The organism is Promicromonospora iranensis, from assembly GCF_028994775.1.
GTDB classification, from domain to species: Bacteria; Actinomycetota; Actinomycetes; order Actinomycetales; family Cellulomonadaceae; genus Promicromonospora; species Promicromonospora iranensis_A.
Map to the genome: position 1 here is coordinate 539,568 of NZ_JAJQMN010000002.1, position 20,705 is coordinate 560,272.

At 68.9% G+C, this 20,705-nt stretch carries 14 protein-coding genes; 5 read left to right on the forward strand and 9 right to left on the reverse strand.

Features of this window, described 5'->3' with window-relative positions:
- Window positions 1–4: 4 nt before the first annotated feature.
- The 6 genes from rplI to LUU90_RS05205 form a co-directional block, all read right to left on the reverse strand.
- On the reverse strand, window positions 5–454 hold the full coding sequence (rplI, locus tag LUU90_RS05180; RefSeq protein ID WP_275002225.1) for a 50S ribosomal protein L9: 450 nt from the start codon (window positions 452–454) through the stop codon (window positions 5–7).
- Window positions 455–471: 17 nt separating this feature from the next.
- On the reverse strand, window positions 472–708 hold the full coding sequence (rpsR, locus tag LUU90_RS05185) for a 30S ribosomal protein S18 (RefSeq protein WP_116673133.1): 237 nt from the start codon (window positions 706–708) through the stop codon (window positions 472–474).
- A 79-nt stretch (window positions 709–787) separates the two neighbouring features.
- A complete protein-coding gene (locus LUU90_RS05190; RefSeq protein ID WP_275002227.1) occupies window positions 788–1,339 on the reverse strand; it encodes a single-stranded DNA-binding protein in 552 nt (183 codons plus the stop codon).
- Window positions 1,340–1,449: 110 nt separating this feature from the next.
- Complete coding sequence (rpsF, locus tag LUU90_RS05195) at window positions 1,450–1,740, reverse strand: 30S ribosomal protein S6 (protein ID WP_207775488.1); 291 nt, start codon at window positions 1,738–1,740, stop codon at window positions 1,450–1,452.
- Between the two features lie 227 nt (window positions 1,741–1,967).
- Entirely contained in the window at window positions 1,968–4,412 is a 2,445-nt protein-coding gene (locus LUU90_RS05200) for a transglycosylase domain-containing protein (protein WP_275002228.1), read from the reverse strand.
- A gap of 359 nt (window positions 4,413–4,771) precedes the next feature.
- Complete coding sequence (locus LUU90_RS05205) at window positions 4,772–7,210, reverse strand: transglycosylase domain-containing protein (protein ID WP_275002229.1); 2,439 nt, start codon at window positions 7,208–7,210, stop codon at window positions 4,772–4,774.
- A gap of 451 nt (window positions 7,211–7,661) precedes the next feature.
- Here LUU90_RS05205 and LUU90_RS05210 point away from each other — a divergent pair, with 451 nt between their 5' ends.
- Window positions 7,662–8,309, forward strand: coding sequence for a PadR family transcriptional regulator (locus LUU90_RS05210; RefSeq protein ID WP_275002230.1), 648 nt, complete (start codon window positions 7,662–7,664; stop codon window positions 8,307–8,309).
- Complete coding sequence (locus tag LUU90_RS05215) at window positions 8,306–9,397, forward strand: inositol-3-phosphate synthase (protein WP_275002232.1); 1,092 nt, start codon at window positions 8,306–8,308, stop codon at window positions 9,395–9,397. Before LUU90_RS05210 ends, LUU90_RS05215 begins: the two co-directional genes overlap by 4 nt.
- Before the next feature lie 69 nt (window positions 9,398–9,466).
- On the opposite strand, the gene LUU90_RS05220 is transcribed toward LUU90_RS05215, so the two are convergent.
- Complete coding sequence (locus LUU90_RS05220; protein ID WP_275002234.1) at window positions 9,467–13,576, reverse strand: carboxypeptidase regulatory-like domain-containing protein; 4,110 nt, start codon at window positions 13,574–13,576, stop codon at window positions 9,467–9,469.
- A 397-nt stretch (window positions 13,577–13,973) separates the two neighbouring features.
- On the opposite strand from LUU90_RS05220, the gene LUU90_RS05225 reads away from it, so the two are divergent.
- Window positions 13,974–14,957 (forward strand): winged helix-turn-helix domain-containing protein, encoded by a 984-nt coding sequence (locus LUU90_RS05225; protein ID WP_275002235.1) that lies wholly within the window; start codon window positions 13,974–13,976, stop codon window positions 14,955–14,957.
- Window positions 14,958–15,002: 45 nt separating this feature from the next.
- On the opposite strand, the gene LUU90_RS05230 is transcribed toward LUU90_RS05225, so the two are convergent.
- A complete protein-coding gene (locus LUU90_RS05230) occupies window positions 15,003–16,346 on the reverse strand; it encodes an MATE family efflux transporter (protein ID WP_275002236.1) in 1,344 nt (447 codons plus the stop codon).
- A 373-nt stretch (window positions 16,347–16,719) separates the two neighbouring features.
- Between LUU90_RS05230 and dnaB the strand changes: the two genes are divergently transcribed.
- Window positions 16,720–18,081 carry a replicative DNA helicase gene (gene dnaB / locus LUU90_RS05235; RefSeq protein ID WP_275002305.1) on the forward strand — a complete coding sequence of 454 codons (1,362 nt, stop codon included), beginning with the start codon at window positions 16,720–16,722 and terminating at the stop codon, window positions 18,079–18,081.
- Window positions 18,082–18,103: 22 nt separating this feature from the next.
- On the opposite strand, the gene LUU90_RS05240 is transcribed toward dnaB, so the two are convergent.
- Complete coding sequence (locus tag LUU90_RS05240; protein ID WP_275002237.1) at window positions 18,104–19,408, reverse strand: cation:proton antiporter; 1,305 nt, start codon at window positions 19,406–19,408, stop codon at window positions 18,104–18,106.
- Window positions 19,409–19,534: 126 nt separating this feature from the next.
- On the opposite strand from LUU90_RS05240, the gene LUU90_RS05245 reads away from it, so the two are divergent.
- Window positions 19,535–20,704, forward strand: a complete 1,170-nt coding sequence (locus LUU90_RS05245; RefSeq protein WP_275002238.1) for an AI-2E family transporter — start codon at window positions 19,535–19,537, stop codon at window positions 20,702–20,704.
- Window position 20,705: the final 1 nt, after the last annotated feature.

A 20,705-nucleotide genomic window follows, 5' to 3' on the forward strand; every position in this document is an offset into this window, starting at 1 on the left:
TAGCTCAGTCGGCGACGACCTTCACGCCGATCTTGGCCGACACCTCAGGGTGCAGGCGGATCGACACGGTGTAGTCGCCGGTCGTCTTGATGGACTGACCGATCTCGATCTTGCGCTTGTCGACCGACGGGCCGCCGGCAGCGACAACCGCACCGGCGATGTCCGCCGTGGTCACCGCACCGAACAGACGGCCACCGGGGCCGGCGTTCGCCGCGACGACGACCGGCTTGGCCGACAGCGAGTCAGCCAGGGCCTTCGCCTCGTCGAGCGATGCGATCTCGCGGCTCTTACGAGCCTTGCGGATCGCGTTGATGTCGGACTCGGCGCCCTTGGTCCAGGGCGTCGCCAGCGAACGCGGGATGAGGAAGTTACGGGCGTACCCGTCCTTCACCTCAACCACGTCGCCGGGCTCACCCAGGCCGGTCACCTCGTGGGTCAGGATCAGCTTTGCCATTGTTCTCGATCCCTTCCTCAGCGAGCCGTGGACGTGTACGGCAGCAGGGCCATCTCGCGGGCGTTCTTCACGGCCTTCGCGATCTGACGCTGCTCCTGCACGGAGACACCGGTGACGCGACGCGCACGGATCTTTCCACGGTCGGAGATGAACTTGCGCAGCAGCGCCGTGTCCTTGTAGTCGATGTTGTGGATCTTCGCCGACTTCAGCGGGTTGATCTTCTTCTTGGGCTTGCGCACCACAGGCTTTGCCATGGTGTTGCTCCTTTGTCAGGTGCTGCTCACCCGGCCTGGCGGGCCGTGCGAGCAAAAAAGATGAACGGGGGGATGCCGGTCAGAACGGCGGGTCGTCCGAGAACGAACCACCAGACGACGCCGGGCCTGCCGTGGCCCACGGGTCGTCGTTGCTCTGACCGCCACCGGAAGAACTGAATCCTCCACCGGAGCCGCCGCCCTGCTGGGCGCCGCCACCGTTGAAGCCACCACCGCCGCCGCCACCGAAGCCACCGCCACCACCGGACCGCTGGGCCCGGGTGACCTTGGCCGTGGCGTAGCGCAGGGACGGACCGATCTCGTCCACCTGCAGCTCGACGACGGTGCGCTTCTCGCCCTCACGGGTCTCGTAGGAGCGCTGGACCAGGCGACCCTGCGCGATGACGCGCGTGCCCTTGGTCAGCGACTCCGCGACGTTCTCCGCGGCCTCACGCCAGATCGAGCAGCGCATGAACAGGGTTTCCCCGTCCTTCCACTCGTTGCTCTGGCGGTCGAAGGTGCGCGGGGTCGACGCCACCGTGAAGTTGGCAACCGCAGCACCTGAAGGGGTGAAGCGCAGTTCCGGGTCCCCGGTAAGGTTCCCGATCACTGTGATGACAGTTTCACCAGCCATGCCAATTCCTCGATTCAGTCGACATTCCGTACGCGGCATCTAGTCCGTGGTGAATGCAACCACGAGCCACTGACACTCGCGCGGGCGCAGGAGGGTTCAGTTCGGACGACTCACTTGTCGCCGGTGCGCAGGATCTTGGTCCGGAGCACGACCTCGTTGAGGCCGAGCTGACGGTCCAGCTCCTTGGCGGTGGCAGACGTCGCGGTGAAGTCGACCACGGCGTAGATGCCCTCGGACTTCTTCTGAATCTCGAAGGCCAGACGGCGGCGCCCCCAGATGTCCACCTTGTCGACGGAGCCACCCTCGGTCGTGATGACCGACAGGTACTTGTCGAGCGACGGGGCAACGGTGCGCTCCTCGACCTCCGGGTCCAGGATCACCATCATTTCGTACTGACGCATGTGTCTACCCACCTCCTCTGGTCTCAGCGGTCACGGTCGTTCCGTGACAGGAGGGTTCACAGCAAGGGCCAAGCCTACCCGTCATGTGGACAACGGCGGAATCGAACGGCGGAGAGCCCGCTCACAGACACCGTCCTGCCGGTTCACGACGGCCGAGGGGCCGCCTCCCGCAGGAGACGGCCCCTCGGACTCAGGGTGTCAGGACGACGAACCACGAGGACGGACCGCTAGCCGCCACCGCCACCGCCGTTGCCGTTGCCGTTCCCGTTGCCGTTGCCGTTCCCGTCCGTCGGTTCATCGGTCGGGATGCCGATGTCGCCGGGGCCGGACGAGACGATCACCTGCACCGGGCTGTTGGGAGGCACCTCGGCGCCCTCGTCCGGATTGACGTCCATGACCACGCCCTGGCCGAACTCCTGGGACGTCTGGTACTGGATGACGGGCTGGAGACCGGCACGCTGGATCTGGTTCCTGGCGTTGTTCTCGTCACCGCCGACCAGACCGCCGGGCACCTTCACCGTGTCGGCCGGGCCCCTCGAGACCTCGACCTGGATGTCCGTGCCGATGTTCACCATCTGGCCCTGGTGCTGCACCGAGAGCACCGTGCCACGGGGCTGATCGCTGTCGACCTCAGCGAGACGGGGGTTGAGGCCGAGTTCGGCCAGCAGCCTCGCGACGCCGGGGTACTGCTGCCCCACGAGCCCGCCCGGGACCTCCACTTGGTCCTCCGGGGTCTCCGACGGCGAAGGCGACGTCGACGGGGACGGCGACGGGGACGGCGACGGGAGCGGCGGCTCGTAGTCCGGGAAGTCCACGACCTCCATGCCGTCGGTCACCTTCTTCATGTACTCGGTCCACGCCCAGACGGGCCAGGTGCCACCGGTCAGGCTGCCACCCGCCCACTCGCCGAACGGCGTGATCGACGCCTGACCCTTGTTGTCCGGCGTGTTCTGGTAGAGGCCGACTACCGTCGCCACCTGGGGGATGTAGCCGGCGAACCAGGCTGCCTTGTTCCCGTTGGTGGACCCCGTCTTGCCCGCGACCGGGCGCGGAGTGCCGTCGGGGGCGAGGAGCTCCTTCGCGGGCGTGCCCGAACCCTCCTCGACCACCTTCTGCAGCGCGTACGTGGCCTTGGACATCGCCTCGGGATCGATGGCCCCGGGCTTGGGTACGCCGGTCCACTCGTGGATGAGCTGGTCGCCGTTCTTCACGGAGGTCACTATGTGCGGATCGCTCCGCGTGCCCATCGCGGCGAACGTGGCGTAGGCACCCGCAAGATCGACGGCCCGCACCGACTCGGTGCCCAGCACGTTGGACAGCGTGGCGTTCGTGGACTCCTTGGGGATACCAGCCCGGATCGCGACGTCCTGCGACTTCTGCGGCGTGATCTTCACGTTGAGCTGCGCGTATACGGTGTTCACCGAGTTGGCGGTCGCCTCGACCAGGTCGATCTCGCCGAACGACTCGCCGCCCGAACCCTCCGGGCCGAAGTTGGTGAGCTCCTTCTCCTGCTCGACGCCGTTGACCATCTCGGTCCAGCCCGGGATCTGCATCGGGCTGTTGCCCAGGTAGCGCTCGTTGAGCTCGTGCCCCTCCTCGAGCGCGCCGATCAGGGTGAACGGCTTGAACGTGGAGCCGCCCTGCGCCGAGCCGTCGGTGGCGGCGTTGTACTGCGTCTCCTCGTAGTCCTTGCCGCCGTACAGGGCGCGGATGGCGCCGTCCTTGGGATCGACGGACACGATGGAGACGCCGAGCTCCTTCGACGCGGCGCCCTCGCCCTTGGTGGGGATGGTGTTCGCGGTCTCGACCGCTGCCTTCTGCCACTTCGGGTTGATGGTCGTGTGGATCTCGTATCCCCGCTTCAAGAGGTCGTCCTCGCTGATGCCGAAACCAGCGAGCTCCTTGCGGACCTCTTCGAGCAGATACCCCACCTGGCCGGCGCGGGACACCGGCTTGTACTTGATCGGCTCGGGGAAGGTCGCGGAAGCGCGCTCCTCCTCCGTGATGGCCCCGACCTCGGCCATGTTCCGCAGGACACGTGCCCACTTCTCCTCGGCGACGGCCCGTGACCCCTCGCCGAAACGCGGGTCCCAGTACGACGGGGACGGGATGATCCCCACCAGCATCGCGGTCTCCGAGACGGTCAGCTTCGCCGCCGGCTTGTTGAAGTACGCCTTCGCGGCGGCCTCGAAACCGTAGGCACCACGCCCGAGGTAGATGCTGTTGACGTAGCCCTCGAGGATCTCGTTCTTGGACTTCTGCTGGTCCACCTTGAGGGCCAGGACGATCTCGCGGAACTTGTCCGCGTAGGACGTCTGTCCCGGCTCGAAATAGGTGTTCTCGACGTACTGCTGGGTCAGGGTGGACGCACCCTGCCGGGTGCCGCCGGTCACGTTGCTGACCAGGGCGCGGACCATACCCACGGGGTCGACCCCGAGGTGGTCCCTGAAGTTCTGGTCCTCGGACGCCAGCACGGCCTCACCCACGTACGGGGGCAGCTCGTCGAGGCTCCGGATCGTGCGGTCCACCGCGGCGAACTTACCCATCACCTTGTTGTTCGCGTAGTACACGGTGGTGGTCTCCGAACCGATCTCACCGCGCTCGGCAGGGACCGGCCAGCCGATCCACCCGGCCACAAAAACACCCACCACCAGCGAGACTCCGGTCAGCATGGTGCCGACGACAACTCGCCATGACGGGACCCAGGCGCGGATCCCCGTGCGGTGCGGCCGCGGGTAGTTCCAGATTCCCCGTCGGCGCCGGGGAGTTTGCGGCCAGATCGGAGAAGGACTCCTGTTCGCCACGTCTTCCTCGTTCCTCGTATCGGCTCAGTGATCGCACTGAACCGACGAAACGATAGAGGATCTATGTTCGCGGCAAGTAGTACAAACGCGGTTTCTCTGTGTACGCACAGTGTTCAAGCGGCCGTTTCGACCGCTTTCACCCGGGGGCGACGACGGGCCCGGCCAGAACGGCCGAGCCCGCCTTCTCCCAGGTCAGGAGCCTGGAGCCGCCCGTGTTCGCTGCCGACCTACCCGAAGATCCCGTTCCCGTCGCCCGACGGATCGCCGGATGGATCGCCTTCGCCCTCCTCGGGCCCGGTCGAGACGACGAGCGTCACGTCGGTGCCCACCGGCACCTCCGTACCCTCGCCCGGGTCGACCGCGATCACCCGGCCCTCCGGCACGGTGTCGGACGCCTGCTCCTGCACGACCGGCGACAGGTCGGCGGCCTGGAGCTGGCCCTCGGCATAGCCCTGATCCTGGTTCGTCAGGCCCCAGGGCACGGTGGTCGTCTCTTCCTCCTCGACCTGGGACCCGTTGGAGACCTCCACGCGGATGGTGTCGCCGCGGTTGACCTCCTGGCCCGCCTTGTCCACCGCGACCACGATGCCGGCCGGCTGGTCGCTGTCCACGTCCACCTGCGCCGGCACGAGGCTGAGACTCGCGAGCGCCGATGCGGCGTTGGGGTACTGCTGTCCGACGAGGTTGTCGGGTACGACCACCTTCTCCACCTCGGCCTCCTCCGACTGGCTCGGCGAGGGGCTGGGTGTCGGCGTCGCGGACGGCTGCGGGACGGACGGGACGTAGTCGGGGAACGGCTCGACCTCCATGCCCTCCGTAGCCTTCTGCATGTACTTGGTCCAGGCTGTCACCGGCCAGCTACCACCGGTGATCTGCTCGTAGCCACCGAACGGTTTGATCTGCTCGTACCTGTTCTCGTCGACGTTGTACTCGTAGAGCCCGACCACCGTCGTGAGCTGCGGCACGAAGCCGGCGAACCACGCCGACATGTTGTCGTTGGAGGATCCCGTCTTGCCGGCGACCGGACGCTCGGTACCGTCCGGGGCGAGGAGTTCCTGCGCCGGCGCACCGGAACCCTCCTCGACCACCTTCGTCATGGCGTAGGTCGCTGCCGCCATGGTCTCCTCGTCGAAGACCTGCTCACGCGTCGTCGCACCCTCGTGAATGAGATCCTCGCCGTTGGTCACCTTGGTCACCAGGTGCGGGGTCGTGCGATACCCCTGGGCGGCGATGGTCGAGTAGGCGTGCGCGAGGTCGACGTTGGTCACGTACGCCGTGCCCAGCACGTTGGCGAGGTTGTTCCCGATGGTGCAACAGTCGTTGGTGTCCGGGTCGTCGTCGGCCTTCGGGATACCGAGCTCGTAGCCGACCTGCGCGGTCGTCTCGGGGCCGATCTCCTTGTTGAGCTGGCCGTACACGACGTTCACCGAGTCGGCCGTGGCGGCCGTCAGGTCGAGGCTGCTCCACGACTCGTTGTCGAAGTTGTACAGCGGCACGTCGGGGCCGTCCGGATCCTGCTTCCAGCCCTCGATCACCGTGCCGTCGACCGCGCCGTACTGCTTGGTGAGCGGGATGTCTTGCTCCAACGCCCCGATCAGCGTGAACGGCTTGAAGGTCGACGCTCCCTGCGCCCGGAAGGTCGCCGCGTTGGTCGGGTTGGTCGAGTAGTTCGGGCCGCCGTACATCGCCTTGATCTCACCCGTCTGCGGGTCGATCGAGGTCAGCGAGGCTCGTGCGTTGTCGCTCGCATCCTTCGGCAGCTTCATCGTCTCGTAGGCGGCGGCCTGCATCTTGCGGTCGATCGACGTGTGGATCTCGTAGCCGCTCGTCGTGAGCTGGTCCTCGGAGATGCCGGCACCACCCTCGGCACGCGGCTTGGCGAGCTCCTTGGCCACCTGCTCCATCAGGTACGCGGTCCGGTTGTCACCGGAGCCCTGCTTGTACTCGACCAGCTCGGGGTACTCCGCGGCGGAGCGGTCCTCCGCGGTGATGTAGCCCTGCTCCAGCATCAGGTCGAGGGTGCGCTCCCAGCGGGCCCTCGCCTGTGCCTCGGCCGCCTCACCCTGGCGGGGGTCCCAGTACGTCGGGTTCGGGATGATCCCTGCGAGGAAGGCGGACTCGGAGATCGTCATCTCCTTGGCCGGGTGCCCGAAGTACGCCTGCGACGCCGCCTCCACGCCGTACGCCCCGCGCCCGAGGTAGATGGTGTTGACATAGCCCTCGAGCACATCGTCCTTGGTCTGCTGCTGCGTCACCTTCAGCGCGATGATCGCTTCCTTGAGCTTCGTCACGTAGGTCGCGTACTCGACGCCGATGTAATAGTTCTCGACGTACTGCTGGGTCAGCGTCGAGGCACCCTGGCGGTCGCCGCCCGTCACGTTGTTCAGCGTGGCGCGGACGATGCCCAACGGATTGATGCCGATGTGGGAGCGGAAGCTCTGGTCCTCCGACGAGATGATCGCGTTCGTCACCTGCGGCGGGAGCTCGTCCAGCGTCACGAGGGTCCGGTCCTGCGCCGCGAACTTACCGATCGGCTTGCCGTCGGCGTAGTACACGGTGGTGGCCTCGTCACGGACCGTACCCAGCGCATCCGGTACGCCCACGTTCACCCAGGCGGCGATGAGCACACCGGCCACGAGCGACGTACCCGTCAGCAGCGCGCCCACGACCACCCGCCACGACGGGACCCAGGCACGGATCCCGGTGCGATACGGGCGGGGGTAGTTCCAGATTCCCTGCCGCCGTCGGGGAGTTTGCGGCCAGATCGGAGGGGGACTCCAGTTCGACACGTCAGCCTCTTCCTCGGTTCGACTTGCGTCCGTCGTGTGCGGTCGACACACGTGCAACGGCGGACAACCCGAAACCATAGGGGATCTTCAGCAGGCGCTAATAGCCCCAACCTGCTACAAGGCCCCGCTCGCGGACATCTCCCCCAGGGTCAGCCCAGTCCGTCTGCCCCTGCTTCACATTTCATCCACCAACCGGCCGACGCCGGTCCCTCCGGAGCGGCGGATTGCGCACCGTCATCCCGGTGCCTATTCTCTCGATGTATCGACTCGATACATCGTGCATGACTGATTCGCCCGGGCAACCGGGACAGCCCGGGAGGAGGCCACCGTGCGCAGCCGGTCCGACGTGCTGGAGACCGCCGTCCTCGGCCTGCTCAACGAGTCCCCACTGCACGGCTACGAGCTCCGCAAGCGCCTCAATCTCGTGCTCGGCTCGTTCCGTGCCTTCTCGTACGGCACGCTGTATCCCGCCCTCAAGGCCCTGGTCGCGCGCGGACTGATCGCGACGACGGAGAGCGACCCGCCGCCGCCCCCGCCCCGCAAGACCAAGCCGGGGATCCCCGGCCGGACCACCAAGCCCAAGCCCCTCGGCCGACGTCGCGTCGTCTACGAGCTGACCGCCGAGGGCAAGGAGCACCTCCAGACCGTTCTGGCCACTGCCGGCCCCGCGGCCTGGGAGGACGACAACTTCGACGTCCGGTTCGCGCTCTTCGCGCAGACGGACGCCGAGACCCGCCTCCGCGTCCTGGAAGGCCGGCGAACCCGGCTGACCGAGCGGCTGGAGGCGTTCCGGGAGTCCGCGACGCATCCGCGTTCGCGGCTCGACGAATACGCGCTCGAGCTCCAGCGGTTCGGGCTCGAGAAGGTCGAGCGCGAAGTGCGCTGGCTCGACAGCCTCATCTCCACGGAGCGGGGACGCGCTGCGGCGCAGCCCCGCCCATCGCAGCAAGATCAAACGAAGAAGGAGCGAGGATGACCTCCATCCGCGTGGGCATCGTCGGCGTAGGAAACTGCGCCTCGTCCCTGGTCCAGGGCGTGCACTACTACCGTGACGCCGACCCGGCGAGCACCGTGCCGGGCCTCATGCACGTGCAGTTCGGCGACTACCACGTGTCGGACCTCGAGTTCGTCGCGGCGTTCGACGTCGACGCGAAGAAGGTCGGCTTCGACCTGGCCGAGGCCATCTCCGCGTCCGAGAACAACACGATCAAGATCGCGGACGTGCCGCCCACCGGCGTCATCGTCCAGCGCGGGCCGACCCTCGACGGCCTGGGCGACTTCTACCGCGAGACGATCGACGAGTCGACGAAGGACGCCGTCGACGTCGTGGCGGCCCTGCGTGAGGCCGAGGTCGACGTGCTCGTCTGCTATCTGCCGGTGGGCTCCGAGGAGGCCGCCAAGTTCTACGCGCAGTGCGCCATCGAGGCCGGGGTCGCCTTCGTCAACGCCCTGCCCGTGTTCATCGCGTCCGACCCCGAGTGGGCCAAGAAGTTCGAGGACGCGGGCGTGCCGATCGTCGGCGACGACATCAAGTCGCAGGTCGGCGCGACCATCACGCACCGGGTGCTGGCCAAGCTGTTCGAGGACCGCGGCGTCGTCCTGGACCGCACGTACCAGCTGAACGTCGGCGGCAACATGGACTTCAAGAACATGCTGCAGCGCGACCGCCTGGAGTCGAAGAAGGTCTCCAAGACGCAGGCCGTGACGTCCAACCTGACGGGCGCACTGGCCGGCAAGAAGGACGACCGCAACGTCCACATCGGCCCGTCGGACTACGTGGCGTGGCTCGACGACCGCAAGTGGGCGTACGTGCGCCTCGAGGGCCGCGCGTTCGGCGAGGTCCCGCTCAGCCTGGAGTACAAGCTCGAGGTGTGGGACTCCCCCAACTCCGCCGGCATCATCATCGACGCCGTCCGGGCCGCGAAGATCGCCAAGGACCGCGGCGTCGGCGGCCCCCTCCACTCGGCGGCGACCTACTTCATGAAGTCCCCGCCCGTGCAGATGGAGGACACCGCCGGGCGTACGCAGCTGGAGGCCTTCATCCGCGGCGACATCGAGCGCTGACGTCGTTCGCTGGTCGAGCCTGCCGAGACCGAGGTCTCGGCAGGCTCGACCAGCGATGGACCCGATGGGCTACTTGATCGGGTCCAGCTCGAAGTCGGTCACGACGGTGGTGCCCGCCGTCACCTTCGCGGAGCCGACCTCCGGGACGTACCCGTTGGCCGTGGCGATGATCTGCGCCGTCTTCTCCGACTTGTCGAACCAGTACTCGTACGTGCCGTCCGACCCGGTGACCAGGGTGACCGCCGAGTAGAGGCCGTTCACCTGGACCACCGAGTCACCGAGCGAGACGACGCCGTCGGGCGCGAAGCCCGACACCGTGCCGGTCAGCTTGCCCCAGCTCTTGGGCGGGTTGACCTTCATGGACACGGCGACCGAGGGCGCGTCGTACGGCGTCTCGGCGTCGGCCACGAGCTTGCCGGTGAAGGTGCCGGGCTGGGCCACCACACCGCTCATGGCCGCGGTGATCGTCTTGCTCTGGCCCGGCTCGAGCGTGAACTCGGTCGGGTTCGTGGTGAGCCACTCCATGCCGCCGCCGGCGGTGTCACCGGAGACGTTCATGACGATGTGCATGTCGGGCCAGCCGATGGAGTCCGTCGTCGCCGGCTCCGGGAGAGCGCAGTCGGTGGCGGAGAGGTACGACGGCGCGCTCTGCCCCGCCGCGTTGGACCCGATGTAGAAGACACCACCGTTCGACTGCTGGTTGGGCGAGACGACCTCGACCACGAGCGTGGCGCCGGCCGGCACCTCACCCGTCACGGGCACGGAGACCATCGTCAGGGTCGACGCCGGGATGCTCGCCTGCGCCGTCCCGATCGAGGTCAGGTTGGCGAAGGTGAGGGCGCCGTCCAGCGTGTAGAGGTTCACCGTCAGTGTCTGAGCGGTGGCCTTCTCGACGCCGAAGGACACGTCCGAGACCTCGAAGTCCCCGTCGATGCCGAAGTCGCTCAGCGTGAACGTCCGGAAGAAGTGGTTCTCCGTGGTCCCCGCCAGGCCACCGCACGAGGCCGAGCTGAGCTCGGTGATCTCCTGCGACGCGGAGTGGGTGATGGTCGTGGCGTTCGGTGAGACCGGGATGGACTCCGGCGTCACGCTCTGGCCCGTGGTGCCCTTGCCCGCGGCCTGGAACCGCGAGCCCGAGTCACCGACCGACCCACCGACCTTGGCCGACGGCTTCGTGGATGTCGCAACGGTGGCCTCGCCCTGCGGGTGCTGGATGACGGCGGCGCCGTCCGTGCCCAGCATGTCGAAACCACCACCGGTGCCCGTCAGCTCGACGTCGGCCGGCGCGGTGCCCTCGTTCTTCACCGTGAACCGCTTGGTGGTGGAGCTGCCGAGCGGCAGCGTGGCATCAATCGACTCGGTGCTGACGGCGAGCATGCCCGCCGCGAGCGCCGCGTCGAACGTGCCGGTGCCCTCCGGCGCGAGGCTGACGGTCCCGGACTCGGGCTCGTAGTCCGGCGCCGTGATCTCGACCGTGTAGTCGCCGGGGAGGGCGATGGCCGAGTAGGTGCCGTCCTCCGTGGACGTGGCGGTCCGGGTGACTCCGTCGGCCGTGGCGGTGACGGTGGCGCCCTCGATCGGCTCACCGGTGTTCAGGTCGGTCACCGTGCCCTCGAGGAACGCGAGGACGGGTGCCGTGTAGGTGATGGTCAGGCCCGCCGAGACGGCGGGGGTGTTGGCGGAGTACTGCATGCCGACGGTGCCGGTCGCGTTCTCGATGCCGATCGACGCCGAGCTGCCCTTGGCGGTGTCGGTGTCGGTGGTGTCGCCGTAGCCGTAGATCACCGTGCCGTCGGCGACGAGCGTGACGGAGAAGTTGAGCCGGTCCGTGGCGGGGCTGTACTTGCGCACGTTCCGCCACTCGACGACGAACGCGTCCTTGCCGTCGACGGTCGTCGTGCCGGTGTACAGACCGGCTGCGGCGTCGAGGTTGAGGTCGTCCCAGAACGGGTACAGGGCGGCGTTGGGTGCCGCGCTGCTCGGGATGGGGCCGTTCGCGTAGCTCGTCGTGCCGGCCAGGAAGTTCAGGTGACCGTTGGAGGTGACAAACGCGCTGTCGTAGCTCTCGCCGTAGAAGGGGAAGCTGAACGGCAGGTCGAGCGACGTCTGCACGTCGTCGCCGGTGAGCGAGGTCTTGGTGTCGCCCTGCAGGAGTTCACCGGTCGAGGTGGCGCAGGAGTAGCCGAAGTCGTCGGTCACCGCGGTGATCTCGACGGGCACGTCCTCCGCGCCGTCGACCACGACGTCCGCCTCGTAGGAGGAGGCGCAGCCGCCCATCTCCACGGTGAGCGCGTACGTGCCCTCGGGGACGTCGGCGAAGGCGAAGGTGCCGTCCGCGCCGGTGGTGACGTCCTCGAAGTGGCTGCCGAGGCTGACCGGCGCGCCCACTGCCGGGTCACCGGACCCGGCGAAGGTGACGGTGCCCGTCACGGCGTGCGACGGTGCGGCCTCGAGCGTGATCGGCACCTCGACGGTGCCGTCCTCGGTGACGGCCGCGGGAGCGGGCGTCGAGGGCAGGAACCCGAAGGCCGACGCGGACACCGTGTAGTCGCCGGTCGCGACGCGGGCCGTGAAGGTGCCGTCCTGGTCGGTGCTGACGGTGCGGTCCCGCTCGCCGTCGACGGTGACGTCGGCCCCGGCGATCGGGGTGCCGGCGGCGTCGGTCACGGTGCCGGTGACGTACCCGGTGGCGCCGATCGGGGCGGCGTCGATGAGCGCGGCGACGTCGAGCTTGCCCTCGCCCCACACGTTGTTGTTGTCGGCGGTGCCGCCGCAGGTGGTGTCGTCCGTGTCGACGGCGGCCTGGTCGAGGAGCGCCTGGGTACCCTCGATGTCGCCGATGAGGGCGGGAGCGGCGCTCCACAGCAGCGCCACCGCGCCCGCGAGGTGCGGGGCCGCCATGGACGTGCCGTTGAAGGCGGCGTACCCGTCACCGGGGACCGAGGAGCGCACGTTCACGCCGGGGGCCGAGATGTTGGGCTTGATCATGCCGCCCTCGCCGGTGCCGCGGGAGGAGAAGCCGGCGATGGCCCCGTTCGCACCGAACGCGCCGACCGAGTAGGAGCCGGTGTTGGCGCCCGGGGACGACGTCGTCGTGCAGCCGGGGCCGGAGTTGCCGGCGGACCAGGTGCCGAAGATGCCAGCGGCCTCCCAGGCCTCGGTGGTGTCGGTGTACCAGTCGTCGACGGTGCCCGCGGCGGTGAGGCCCCAGGAGTTGTTGACGACGTTGGGCCGCTTCGACGGGTCGGGGTCGGTGCCGTCGACCTTGGTCGGGGCGACGATCCACTGGCCGGAAGCGAGCAGTGCGGCGTCCGAGCAGCTGTGGCAGCCGTTGGTGGCGATCCAGTCGGCTCCGGGAGCGACGCCGACCTGGTTGCCGTTGCCGTCGTCGCCCACCATGGTGCCCATGGTGTGCGTACCGTGGCCGTCGTCGTCGAACGGCAGCTCGGCCGAGCCGGAGGTGTCCTGCCAGTTGTAGTCGTTCACGACCGCGCCGTCGGCCTGCATACCGCGGTACTGGTCGGCCAGGGCCGGGTGGTCGTACTCTGCGCCGCTGTCGATGTTCGACACGGTGATGCCCTCGCCCGTGTAGCCCATCTCCCAGACCTCGGGGGCGTTGATCGCGTCCAGGCCCCACTCGACCGCCTGGGTGCCCTTGTCGCTGACGTCGGTGCGCTTGACCGGCTCGACCAGGCTCAGCTGCACCGTCTCGCTGATCCGCTGGACCTCGCTGCTCCTCGCGAGCTTGTCCGCCAGGGCGAGCGTGCCGTCCTCGACGAGGATCCGGTTGCTGATCCAGTAGCTCTCGTAGTCGGCGCCGGCCGCCTCGAGCTCCTTGATCAGGCTCGCCTGCGAGGCCTCGGCGGTGCTGGTGAGGGTCTCGTAGACGTGCCTGCCCCGCTCGCCCCAGCTGGTGATGCCCCTGGCGTCCGTCAGGTCGGCCTCGTCGGCCATCTCCACCCAGAAGTCGGCGGTCTTGCGCTCGGTCAGCATCTCCCTGGCGAAGTCGGTGAACTTCTCCTCAGGGTCGGTCGCGACGGCCTTCGTAGGTGCCGCCGCTACGGTCGGGGACGTTCCGGCGAACGCCGCCGGGGCGACGCTCAGCGCTGATGCCGCGACAAGCGCGAGAACCGCTGTGGCGGTCGTCGTGCGTTGTGCGAGAGCAGTTCGACGATGCATGAACCCTCCATTACCCGGCGCATCCGCGACTCCGGATGCGCTTGGACGGACCACGGTCGTGGGCCATGCCCAACCGTCGTTCGCGCCGGTCGGAGCAACAAGGTCTGTTCACGGTCAAACGAGGGTCAATTCGCGGTCACTACACGGTCAGACAAGAAACAATTGTCCTGTCAATAATGCAGCACGAAATTCACCCGCCACCGCCCTGAATTCACCCTCTACCAGGCGACTCGTGGCGGAAAAATGCCAACGGGGCGGGAATGTGTCATTTCCGGCACGCAACGCGGAGGTAACGAAAAATTGACCTCAACGGTACGACCCAGGGACAAACTGACGCACGCTGCTCGGTTCGCCCCGGGACGCACCGGAACGGCCCGGCTCATGGAGGGTGACGCACGTGACGCTCGACCCCGCACCAGGTTCTGCCCCCGGCCTCGTCGTCTGCGTGGGCCTTCCTTCGGATCAGATCATCGAGATCGCCCACCTGCTCCGCGGAAGGGCCACGGTGCTCGCCACCCCCGACGCGGAGGGCGCCCGCGCCGTCCTCGCCAACCAGGCAGCGCCCCGGCGGGCGGACGGTGGCGCACAGCGTGCCCTCGGCGCCCGGGCCGAGCGGTACGACAACCCCGGCCCGACGGAGGACCGGGCCCGCGGCCGGCATCGTCCCGAGCACCCCGCCGACCGCATCTCCGGGAGCGAGAACCCTACCGAGGCGTCGCCGCGTGCCGCCGCGGAGCGCAGGTCGACAGCGCTGTCCTCGAGTTCGCCGTCGCCGTCGCCGTCGCCGTCGCCGTCGCCGAGCCTGCCCGACACCGGGGCCGCCGGCCGCCGCGGACGGTTCCGGCCGACGTCGGGCAGCATGCTGGCGCCGCCGGTGAGGCACACGGGCGCCCCTGCGCCGTACCGGCCGGATGCCGGACGCATCGCTGCCGCTGCCGCTGTTCGAAGTCTCAGTCGCACCAGCGAACCTGCTCAGAGCCCCACTCGCCGCCCTGACCTCGGTCCGGACGCCACCGCCCCACGCGGGACCGCTACGGCCCCCGTCGTCACCGGCCCGATCCCGATGATCGCCCCACCCACGGTGGAGCCGCTGGTCGCCGGGCCACTGCACGTCGACCTGGCCGGCCGGGAGGTCACCGCGCTGGGCCGGCGCGTCTACCTGTCGGCGCGCGAGTTCGACCTGCTCGCGACGCTCGCACTGGAGGCGGGGCGGGTGTGGTCGTTCGCCGAGCTCACGGCACGCGTGTGGCAGCTGCCGTACCTCGGCGACTCCGACCCGGTGACGTCGGCGGTCAAACGGCTGCGCAAACGACTGGCACCGGTACGTGACGTGGAGGTCGCCTCGGTGCGTGGGGTGGGCTACCGGCTCAGGGTGCGGTAGGCGCGGGCCGGCTGTGCGGCGGGCCGCCTGCCGAGGGGAACGGCGTCACGCGCCGGTCACCAGCCAGCGGTCGCCCCGCGCACGCCATCCGGTCGTGATCGCGCGCGCGGCCATGAACACGCCGGCGAACGCGAGCCAGAGCCAGGCGAGGCCCCGCGCCCCGTCGGGCGCCCAGGCGGAGACGGCGAGGGCGAACGGGAGGTAGGCCACGAGCGTCGCCATGCCGGCCCAGGCGAGATAGCGTCCGTCGCCCGCCCCGATGAGGACGCCGTCGAGCACGAACACCCAGCCCGCCATCGGCATGAGCACGCCGCACACCGCGATGCCGAGGGCGATGGCGACACGCACGTCCGGGTCGGGTGAGAAGAGGGGCGCGATCCACCAGCCGGCCGCGGCCAGGACCAGGCCGATCACGGCCCCCGCCCCGACGCCCCACTGCAGGCAGCGGCGCAGCACCTGGCGCACGTGCCCGACGTCGCCCGCTCCCAGGCCGTGTCCCACCAGCGCCTGCGCGGCGATGGCGAGGGCGTCGAGCGCGAACGCGGCGAGGCCCCACAGGGAGCTCACGACCTGGTGCCCGGCGAGCGCGACGGCGCCGAGGTCCGTGGCGACGACCACGGTGAGCAGGATCGCGGCACGCAGGCTGAGGGTCCGGATCACCAGGGGCAGGCCCGCCCGGGCACCCGAGAGGATGCCCGCCCGGTGCGGGCGCAGGCTCGCACCGCGAGCCCGCGCACCGCGCACCACGATCACCCCGAGCACGACCGCCATGAGGATCTGGGTGATGGCCGTCCCGAGGCCGGAGCCGGCGATCCCCATGCCCGCCCCGTAGACGAGCGCGAAGTTCAGGCCGGTGTTGAGCAGCGCACCGGAGGCCGCGACGACCAGCGGGGTGCGCGTGTCGCGCAGACCGCGGAGGACGCCGGTCGCGGCCTGGACCACGAGCATGCCGGCGAGGCCGGGCGCCGACCACCGCAGATACGTCACTGCGTGCTCCGCGACCTCGCCCTGTGCGCCCAGGGCGGCCACGGTCAGCGGGGCGGCGAGCAGCAGCACCGCGACAAGGACGGCGCCGATCCCGAGTGCGAGCCAGATCCCGTCGATACCCGACTGCAGCGCCTCCCGCTCCTTGCCCGCGCCGGTCAGCCGGGCGACCGATGCCGTGGTCGTGTACGCGAGGAAGATGCACAGGCCGACAAGGGTGAGCAGCACGTTGCTCGCGAGCGACAGGCCGGCGAGCTGGGCGGTCCCGAGGTGCCCCACCACCGCGCTGTCCACAAGCACGAAGACCGGTTCGGCGACGAGCGCCCCGAGGGCGGGTACCGCCAGGGCGAGGATCTCCCGGTCGATGGACCGTCGAAGACCCGGGGTGTGGCGCGGCTCGCCCAACTTTCTTTCCTCCACAGGCTGGGGGTTACGTCCATGCAGGTCAGACGGCATGGTGATGTTTTACACAGGGGTTATCCACAGCTGGGGACAGGGTTGTCCACCCGCTATGCACAGCCTGGACCACCTTTCCACATGGCTGTACACAGGCTCGTCCACAGGTCTCGTTGCGTTCGGGTCCCCAGGGGCTTAGCGTCAGCGGGACTCACCGGCCGGCCAGGCACTCACGGGGCTGTCGCACACGACACAAAGGCGTGTCGGGCCTGAAGTCCCGTGGCGTGTGGGTGGTGGAGAGTAGAACAGATGTAGGACGTCGGTGGAGCGCATGCGCAGCGTGCGCCGAGGCGTCATGAGACGTGGAAAGCAGGAGGTGCGGATGTCGATCGAGGAGCTCGAGTCGAGCTATTCGGGACGGCCGGGCCTCGATCGCACCCCGCCGCAGGACGTCGCCGCGGAGATGAGCGTGCTGGGCGGCATGCTTCTGTCGAAGGACGCGATCGCCGACGTGATCGAGCAGATCCGCGGCAACGACTTCTACCGGCCGGCGCACGAGGCCATCTACGACGCGATCATCGACCTCTACGGTCGAGGCGAGCCGGCCGACGCCATCACGGTGCTCGCCGAGCTGCAGCGCCGCGGTGAGCACGCGCGAGTCGGCGGCGCACCGTACCTGCACGACCTCATGGCGGGCGTGCCGACGGCAGCGAACGCCGGCTACTACGCCCGGATCGTGCGCGAGCGCGCCATCATGCGCCGCCTCGTGGAGGCGGGCACCCGCATCGTGCAGATGGGTTACGCCACCGACGGCGGCGAGGTGGACGACGTCGTCAACAACGCGCAGGCCGAGGTCTACGCGGTGACCGAGCGCCGGGCGTCGGAGGACTACCTGCCGCTGGCCGACATCATCGGGCCGACGTTCGACGAGATCGACGCCGCGCAGGGCCGTGGTGAAGGGCTCACCGGGGTACCGACGGGGTACTCGGACTTCGACCGCCTGACGAACGGCCTGCACGGTGGTCAGATGATCGTCGTGGCAGCCCGACCTGCAGTCGGGAAGTCCGTTTTGGGTATTAATGTCGCTTCTCATGCGGCGATCCACCACGACATGGCATCCGTCATCTTCTCGCTGGAGATGAGCCGCAACGAGATCGTCATGCGAATGCTCGCCGCCGAGGCACGTGTGCCGCTGACCAAGATGCGTAGCGGCAACATGGACGACGGTGACTGGCAGAAGCTCGCCGCCACCATGGGCAAGGTGTCCGACGCCCCGCTGTTCATCGACGACTCGCCGAACATGTCGCTGATGGAGATCCGTGCCAAGTGCCGCCGCCTCAAGCAGAAGCACGACCTCAAGCTCGTGGTCATCGACTACCTTCAGCTGATGTCGTCCGGCAAGCGCGTCGAGTCGCGACAGCAGGAGGTCTCCGAGTTCTCGCGTTCGCTCAAGCTGCTCGCGAAGGAGCTCGAGGTGCCCGTGATCGCGATCTCGCAGCTGAACCGTGGCGCGGAACAGCGCAGCGACAAGAAGCCGCAGATGTCGGACCTCCGTGAGTCGGGCTCCATCGAGCAGGACGCCGACGTCGTGATCCTGCTGCACCGCGAGGACGCCTACGAGAAGGAGTCACCGCGTGCCGGTGAGGCGGACCTGATCGTGGCCAAGCACCGTAACGGCCCCACCGACGTCATCACCGTGGCGTTCCAGGGCCACTACCAGCGGTTCGTCGACATGCAGGTGTGACGGCCGCCGTGCGAGCCGTCGGTCAGACGGGCGTCTCCGCGATCGTGGTCTCGTCCTTCTCGTCCGCGGCCCGTGCTCGCCGCCGGTCGAGCGCGGCCATGACGGGTGTCGCGCCGATGCCGTGGATCACGATGGAACCCACGACCACCAGGCCCGCGATTCCCCAGATCCGCGCCTCCCCGGGAAACGTGGCGTGGCCGAGGGCATAGGCCACGTAGTACAGGGTGCCGACGCCACGCACCCCGAAGAACGCGATGACCGCGCGGTCCCTGGAACCTGTCTTTCCCGGCGTGAGCGCGAGCCAACCGGCGGCGGGCCGGATCACGAGCAGGAAGCCGAGCGCCAGCACGACGTCGAGCCACCGCACCTCGTCGAACAGGCCGCGCGCCACGGCGCCGCCCAGCAGGACGACGACGGCCACGGTCAGCAGGCGCTCGATCTGCTCGACGAACGTGTGCAGCACCGAGTGGTAGCTGTGCTTCCGCTCGACCCTCCGCACGGTGCACGCGCACACGAACACCGCGACGAACCCGTAGCCCTCGGCGAGCTCGGCGACACCATAGGCGAGGGACGTCGCGGCGAGTGCCACGAAGCCTTCGGTCTTCTCGGTCAGACCGAGGCGGTCACCGATCTGCGAGAAGAAGACGCGTCCGAGCAGCCAGCCCACCGCGATCCCGGCGAGGAAGCCGACGCTCAGGCGCCACGCGACGTCGACCGCCAGCCACTCCAGGAACCAGTCGCCCGGACCGGCGCCCACCGCGGCCGCCGCACTCACGGCGATGGCGAGGTACGTGAACGGAAAGGCCAGCCCGTCGTTCAGGCCGGCCTCGGACGTCAGCCCGAACCTGACCTCGTCGTCCGCTGCTTCTGCTTCCGTGACCGGCTCGCTCACCTGGACCTCGGTCGCGAGCACGGGGTCGGTCGGGGCAAGAGCGGCGGCCAGCAGGAGCGCGCTCGCGGCACCGAGGCCGAGCGCGGCCCAGCCGATGAGTCCGACGGCGAGCATGGACAGTGGCATCGCGATCGCGAGGAGGCGCCACGTCGTCGACCACGAGCGCCAGCCGAGCGGCCGGTTGAGCGCCAGGCCCGCACCCATCAGGGAGACGATCACGCAGATCTCCGTCAGGTGTTCGGCGACGGCGCCGTACTTGAGCGGATCGGGGTCGGGCAGAGCCGGTAGCAAGGAGAAGCCCGCGAAGCCCGCGACGAGGAACACCATCGGCATCGAGACGGGCGCGCGACCGAGGACCCGTGGCAGCAGCGCGGCGGCGAGCGTCGCGAGGCCGAGGGCGGCAAAGAGTCCTCCGTTGCCTTCGAACTCGATCATCGTCGGAGCGTAGCGCGAGGTCATCCGTACGGGGCGACGAGGCGAGTCGCCGCGCGACCTGGTCCCGACCGCAATAGCGTCGGCACATCCGGTGCACGCCGGATCGGAGCACAAGGAGGACAGGCGATGGGACTCTTCGGACGCCGCACACCGACCCCCGCTCGCCCAGGCGTCGAGACGTTGCCACCGGCCGAGCGCAAGGAGCCCGGCGACAGCAAGGCCTCCCGGCTGTGGTCGGACGGCTTCGGCCGTGTGGCCACCCGGTCGCTGCAGATCCTCGCGGTCGTCGCGGTCATCGCCGTCTTCGGGTTCGTGGGCACGCGGCTGACCCTCGTCGTGATCCCGGTCCTCATCGCACTCGTGCTCGCGGCGGCGATCTACCCGCTGGTCTCGTTCCTGCGACGCCGCGGCCTGCCGTCGCTCCTTGCGACGTGGATCGCGCTCCTGACCCTCATCGCGCTGTTGTCGGCGATCGTATGGCTCGTCGTGCTGGCCGTCGTGGACCAATGGGACGAGCTGCAGGCCCAGGCGCTCGACGGTTTCGACTCCCTGCAGAGCTATGTCCAGGATCTGCCCTTCGAGATCACCGACGAACAGATCGCGTCGGTGCGCGAGTCCGCCATGGGCCTCCTGCAGTCGGACACCGTCGGCTCCGGTGCCATCGCGGGTGTCTCCCAGACCGCCGACTTCGTCGCGGGGTTCTTCATCATGATCGTCGTGCTGTTCTTCTTCCTGAAGGACGGCCCGGCGATGTGGGAGTTCCTGCTGCGGCCGTTCGAGGGGCACCGGTACGAGCGGGGACGGCGCGTCGGCGCCGCGACCATCGGCACGCTCGGCGGCTACGTGCGTGGGACGGCGATCGTGGCTCTCGTCGACGCGGTAGGCATCGGTATCGGCCTCGCGATCATCGGCGTGCCGCTCGTGATCCCGCTGTCCGTGCTCGTCTTCCTCCTGGCCTTCATCCCGCTGGTCGGCGCCACCCTCGCCGGGATCCTCGCGGCCCTGGTGACGCTCGTCGCCGTCGGGCCGGTCGAGGCGCTCATCGTGGTCGCGATCGTCATCGGCGTGAACCAGCTCGAGGGCGACTTCCTCCAGCCGATCGTCATGGGCCGGACCCTGCGCCTGCATCCGCTCGTCATCCTGTTCGCGCTGACCGCGGGGACGGTGCTCGTCGGTATCACCGGCGCCGTCCTCGCCGTGCCGATCGCCGCGTCGATCTGGCGCGCGATCCAGGTGTGGGACGGGCCCGACCTGCCTGCACGATTCGCCCGGCAGAAGCGCTCCGAGACGGTCTAGC

Coding starts and splice junctions, on each gene's coding strand:
- rpsR (WP_116673133.1), bottom strand. CDS start 708: ATGGCAAAGCCTGTGGTGCGCAAGCCCAAGAAGAAGATCAACCCGCTG.
- LUU90_RS05220 (WP_275002234.1), bottom strand. CDS start 13,576: ATGCATCGTCGAACTGCTCTCGCACAACGCACGACGACCGCCACAGCG.
- LUU90_RS05245 (WP_275002238.1), top strand. CDS start 19,535: ATGGGACTCTTCGGACGCCGCACACCGACCCCCGCTCGCCCAGGCGTC.
- dnaB (WP_275002305.1), top strand. CDS start 16,720: ATGTCGATCGAGGAGCTCGAGTCGAGCTATTCGGGACGGCCGGGCCTC.
- rpsF (WP_207775488.1), bottom strand. CDS start 1,740: ATGCGTCAGTACGAAATGATGGTGATCCTGGACCCGGAGGTCGAGGAG.
- LUU90_RS05215 (WP_275002232.1), top strand. CDS start 8,306: ATGACCTCCATCCGCGTGGGCATCGTCGGCGTAGGAAACTGCGCCTCG.
- rplI (WP_275002225.1), bottom strand. CDS start 454: ATGGCAAAGCTGATCCTGACCCACGAGGTGACCGGCCTGGGTGAGCCC.
- LUU90_RS05240 (WP_275002237.1), bottom strand. CDS start 19,408: ATGATCGAGTTCGAAGGCAACGGAGGACTCTTTGCCGCCCTCGGCCTC.
- LUU90_RS05190 (WP_275002227.1), bottom strand. CDS start 1,339: ATGGCTGGTGAAACTGTCATCACAGTGATCGGGAACCTTACCGGGGAC.
- LUU90_RS05200 (WP_275002228.1), bottom strand. CDS start 4,412: ATGCTGACCGGAGTCTCGCTGGTGGTGGGTGTTTTTGTGGCCGGGTGG.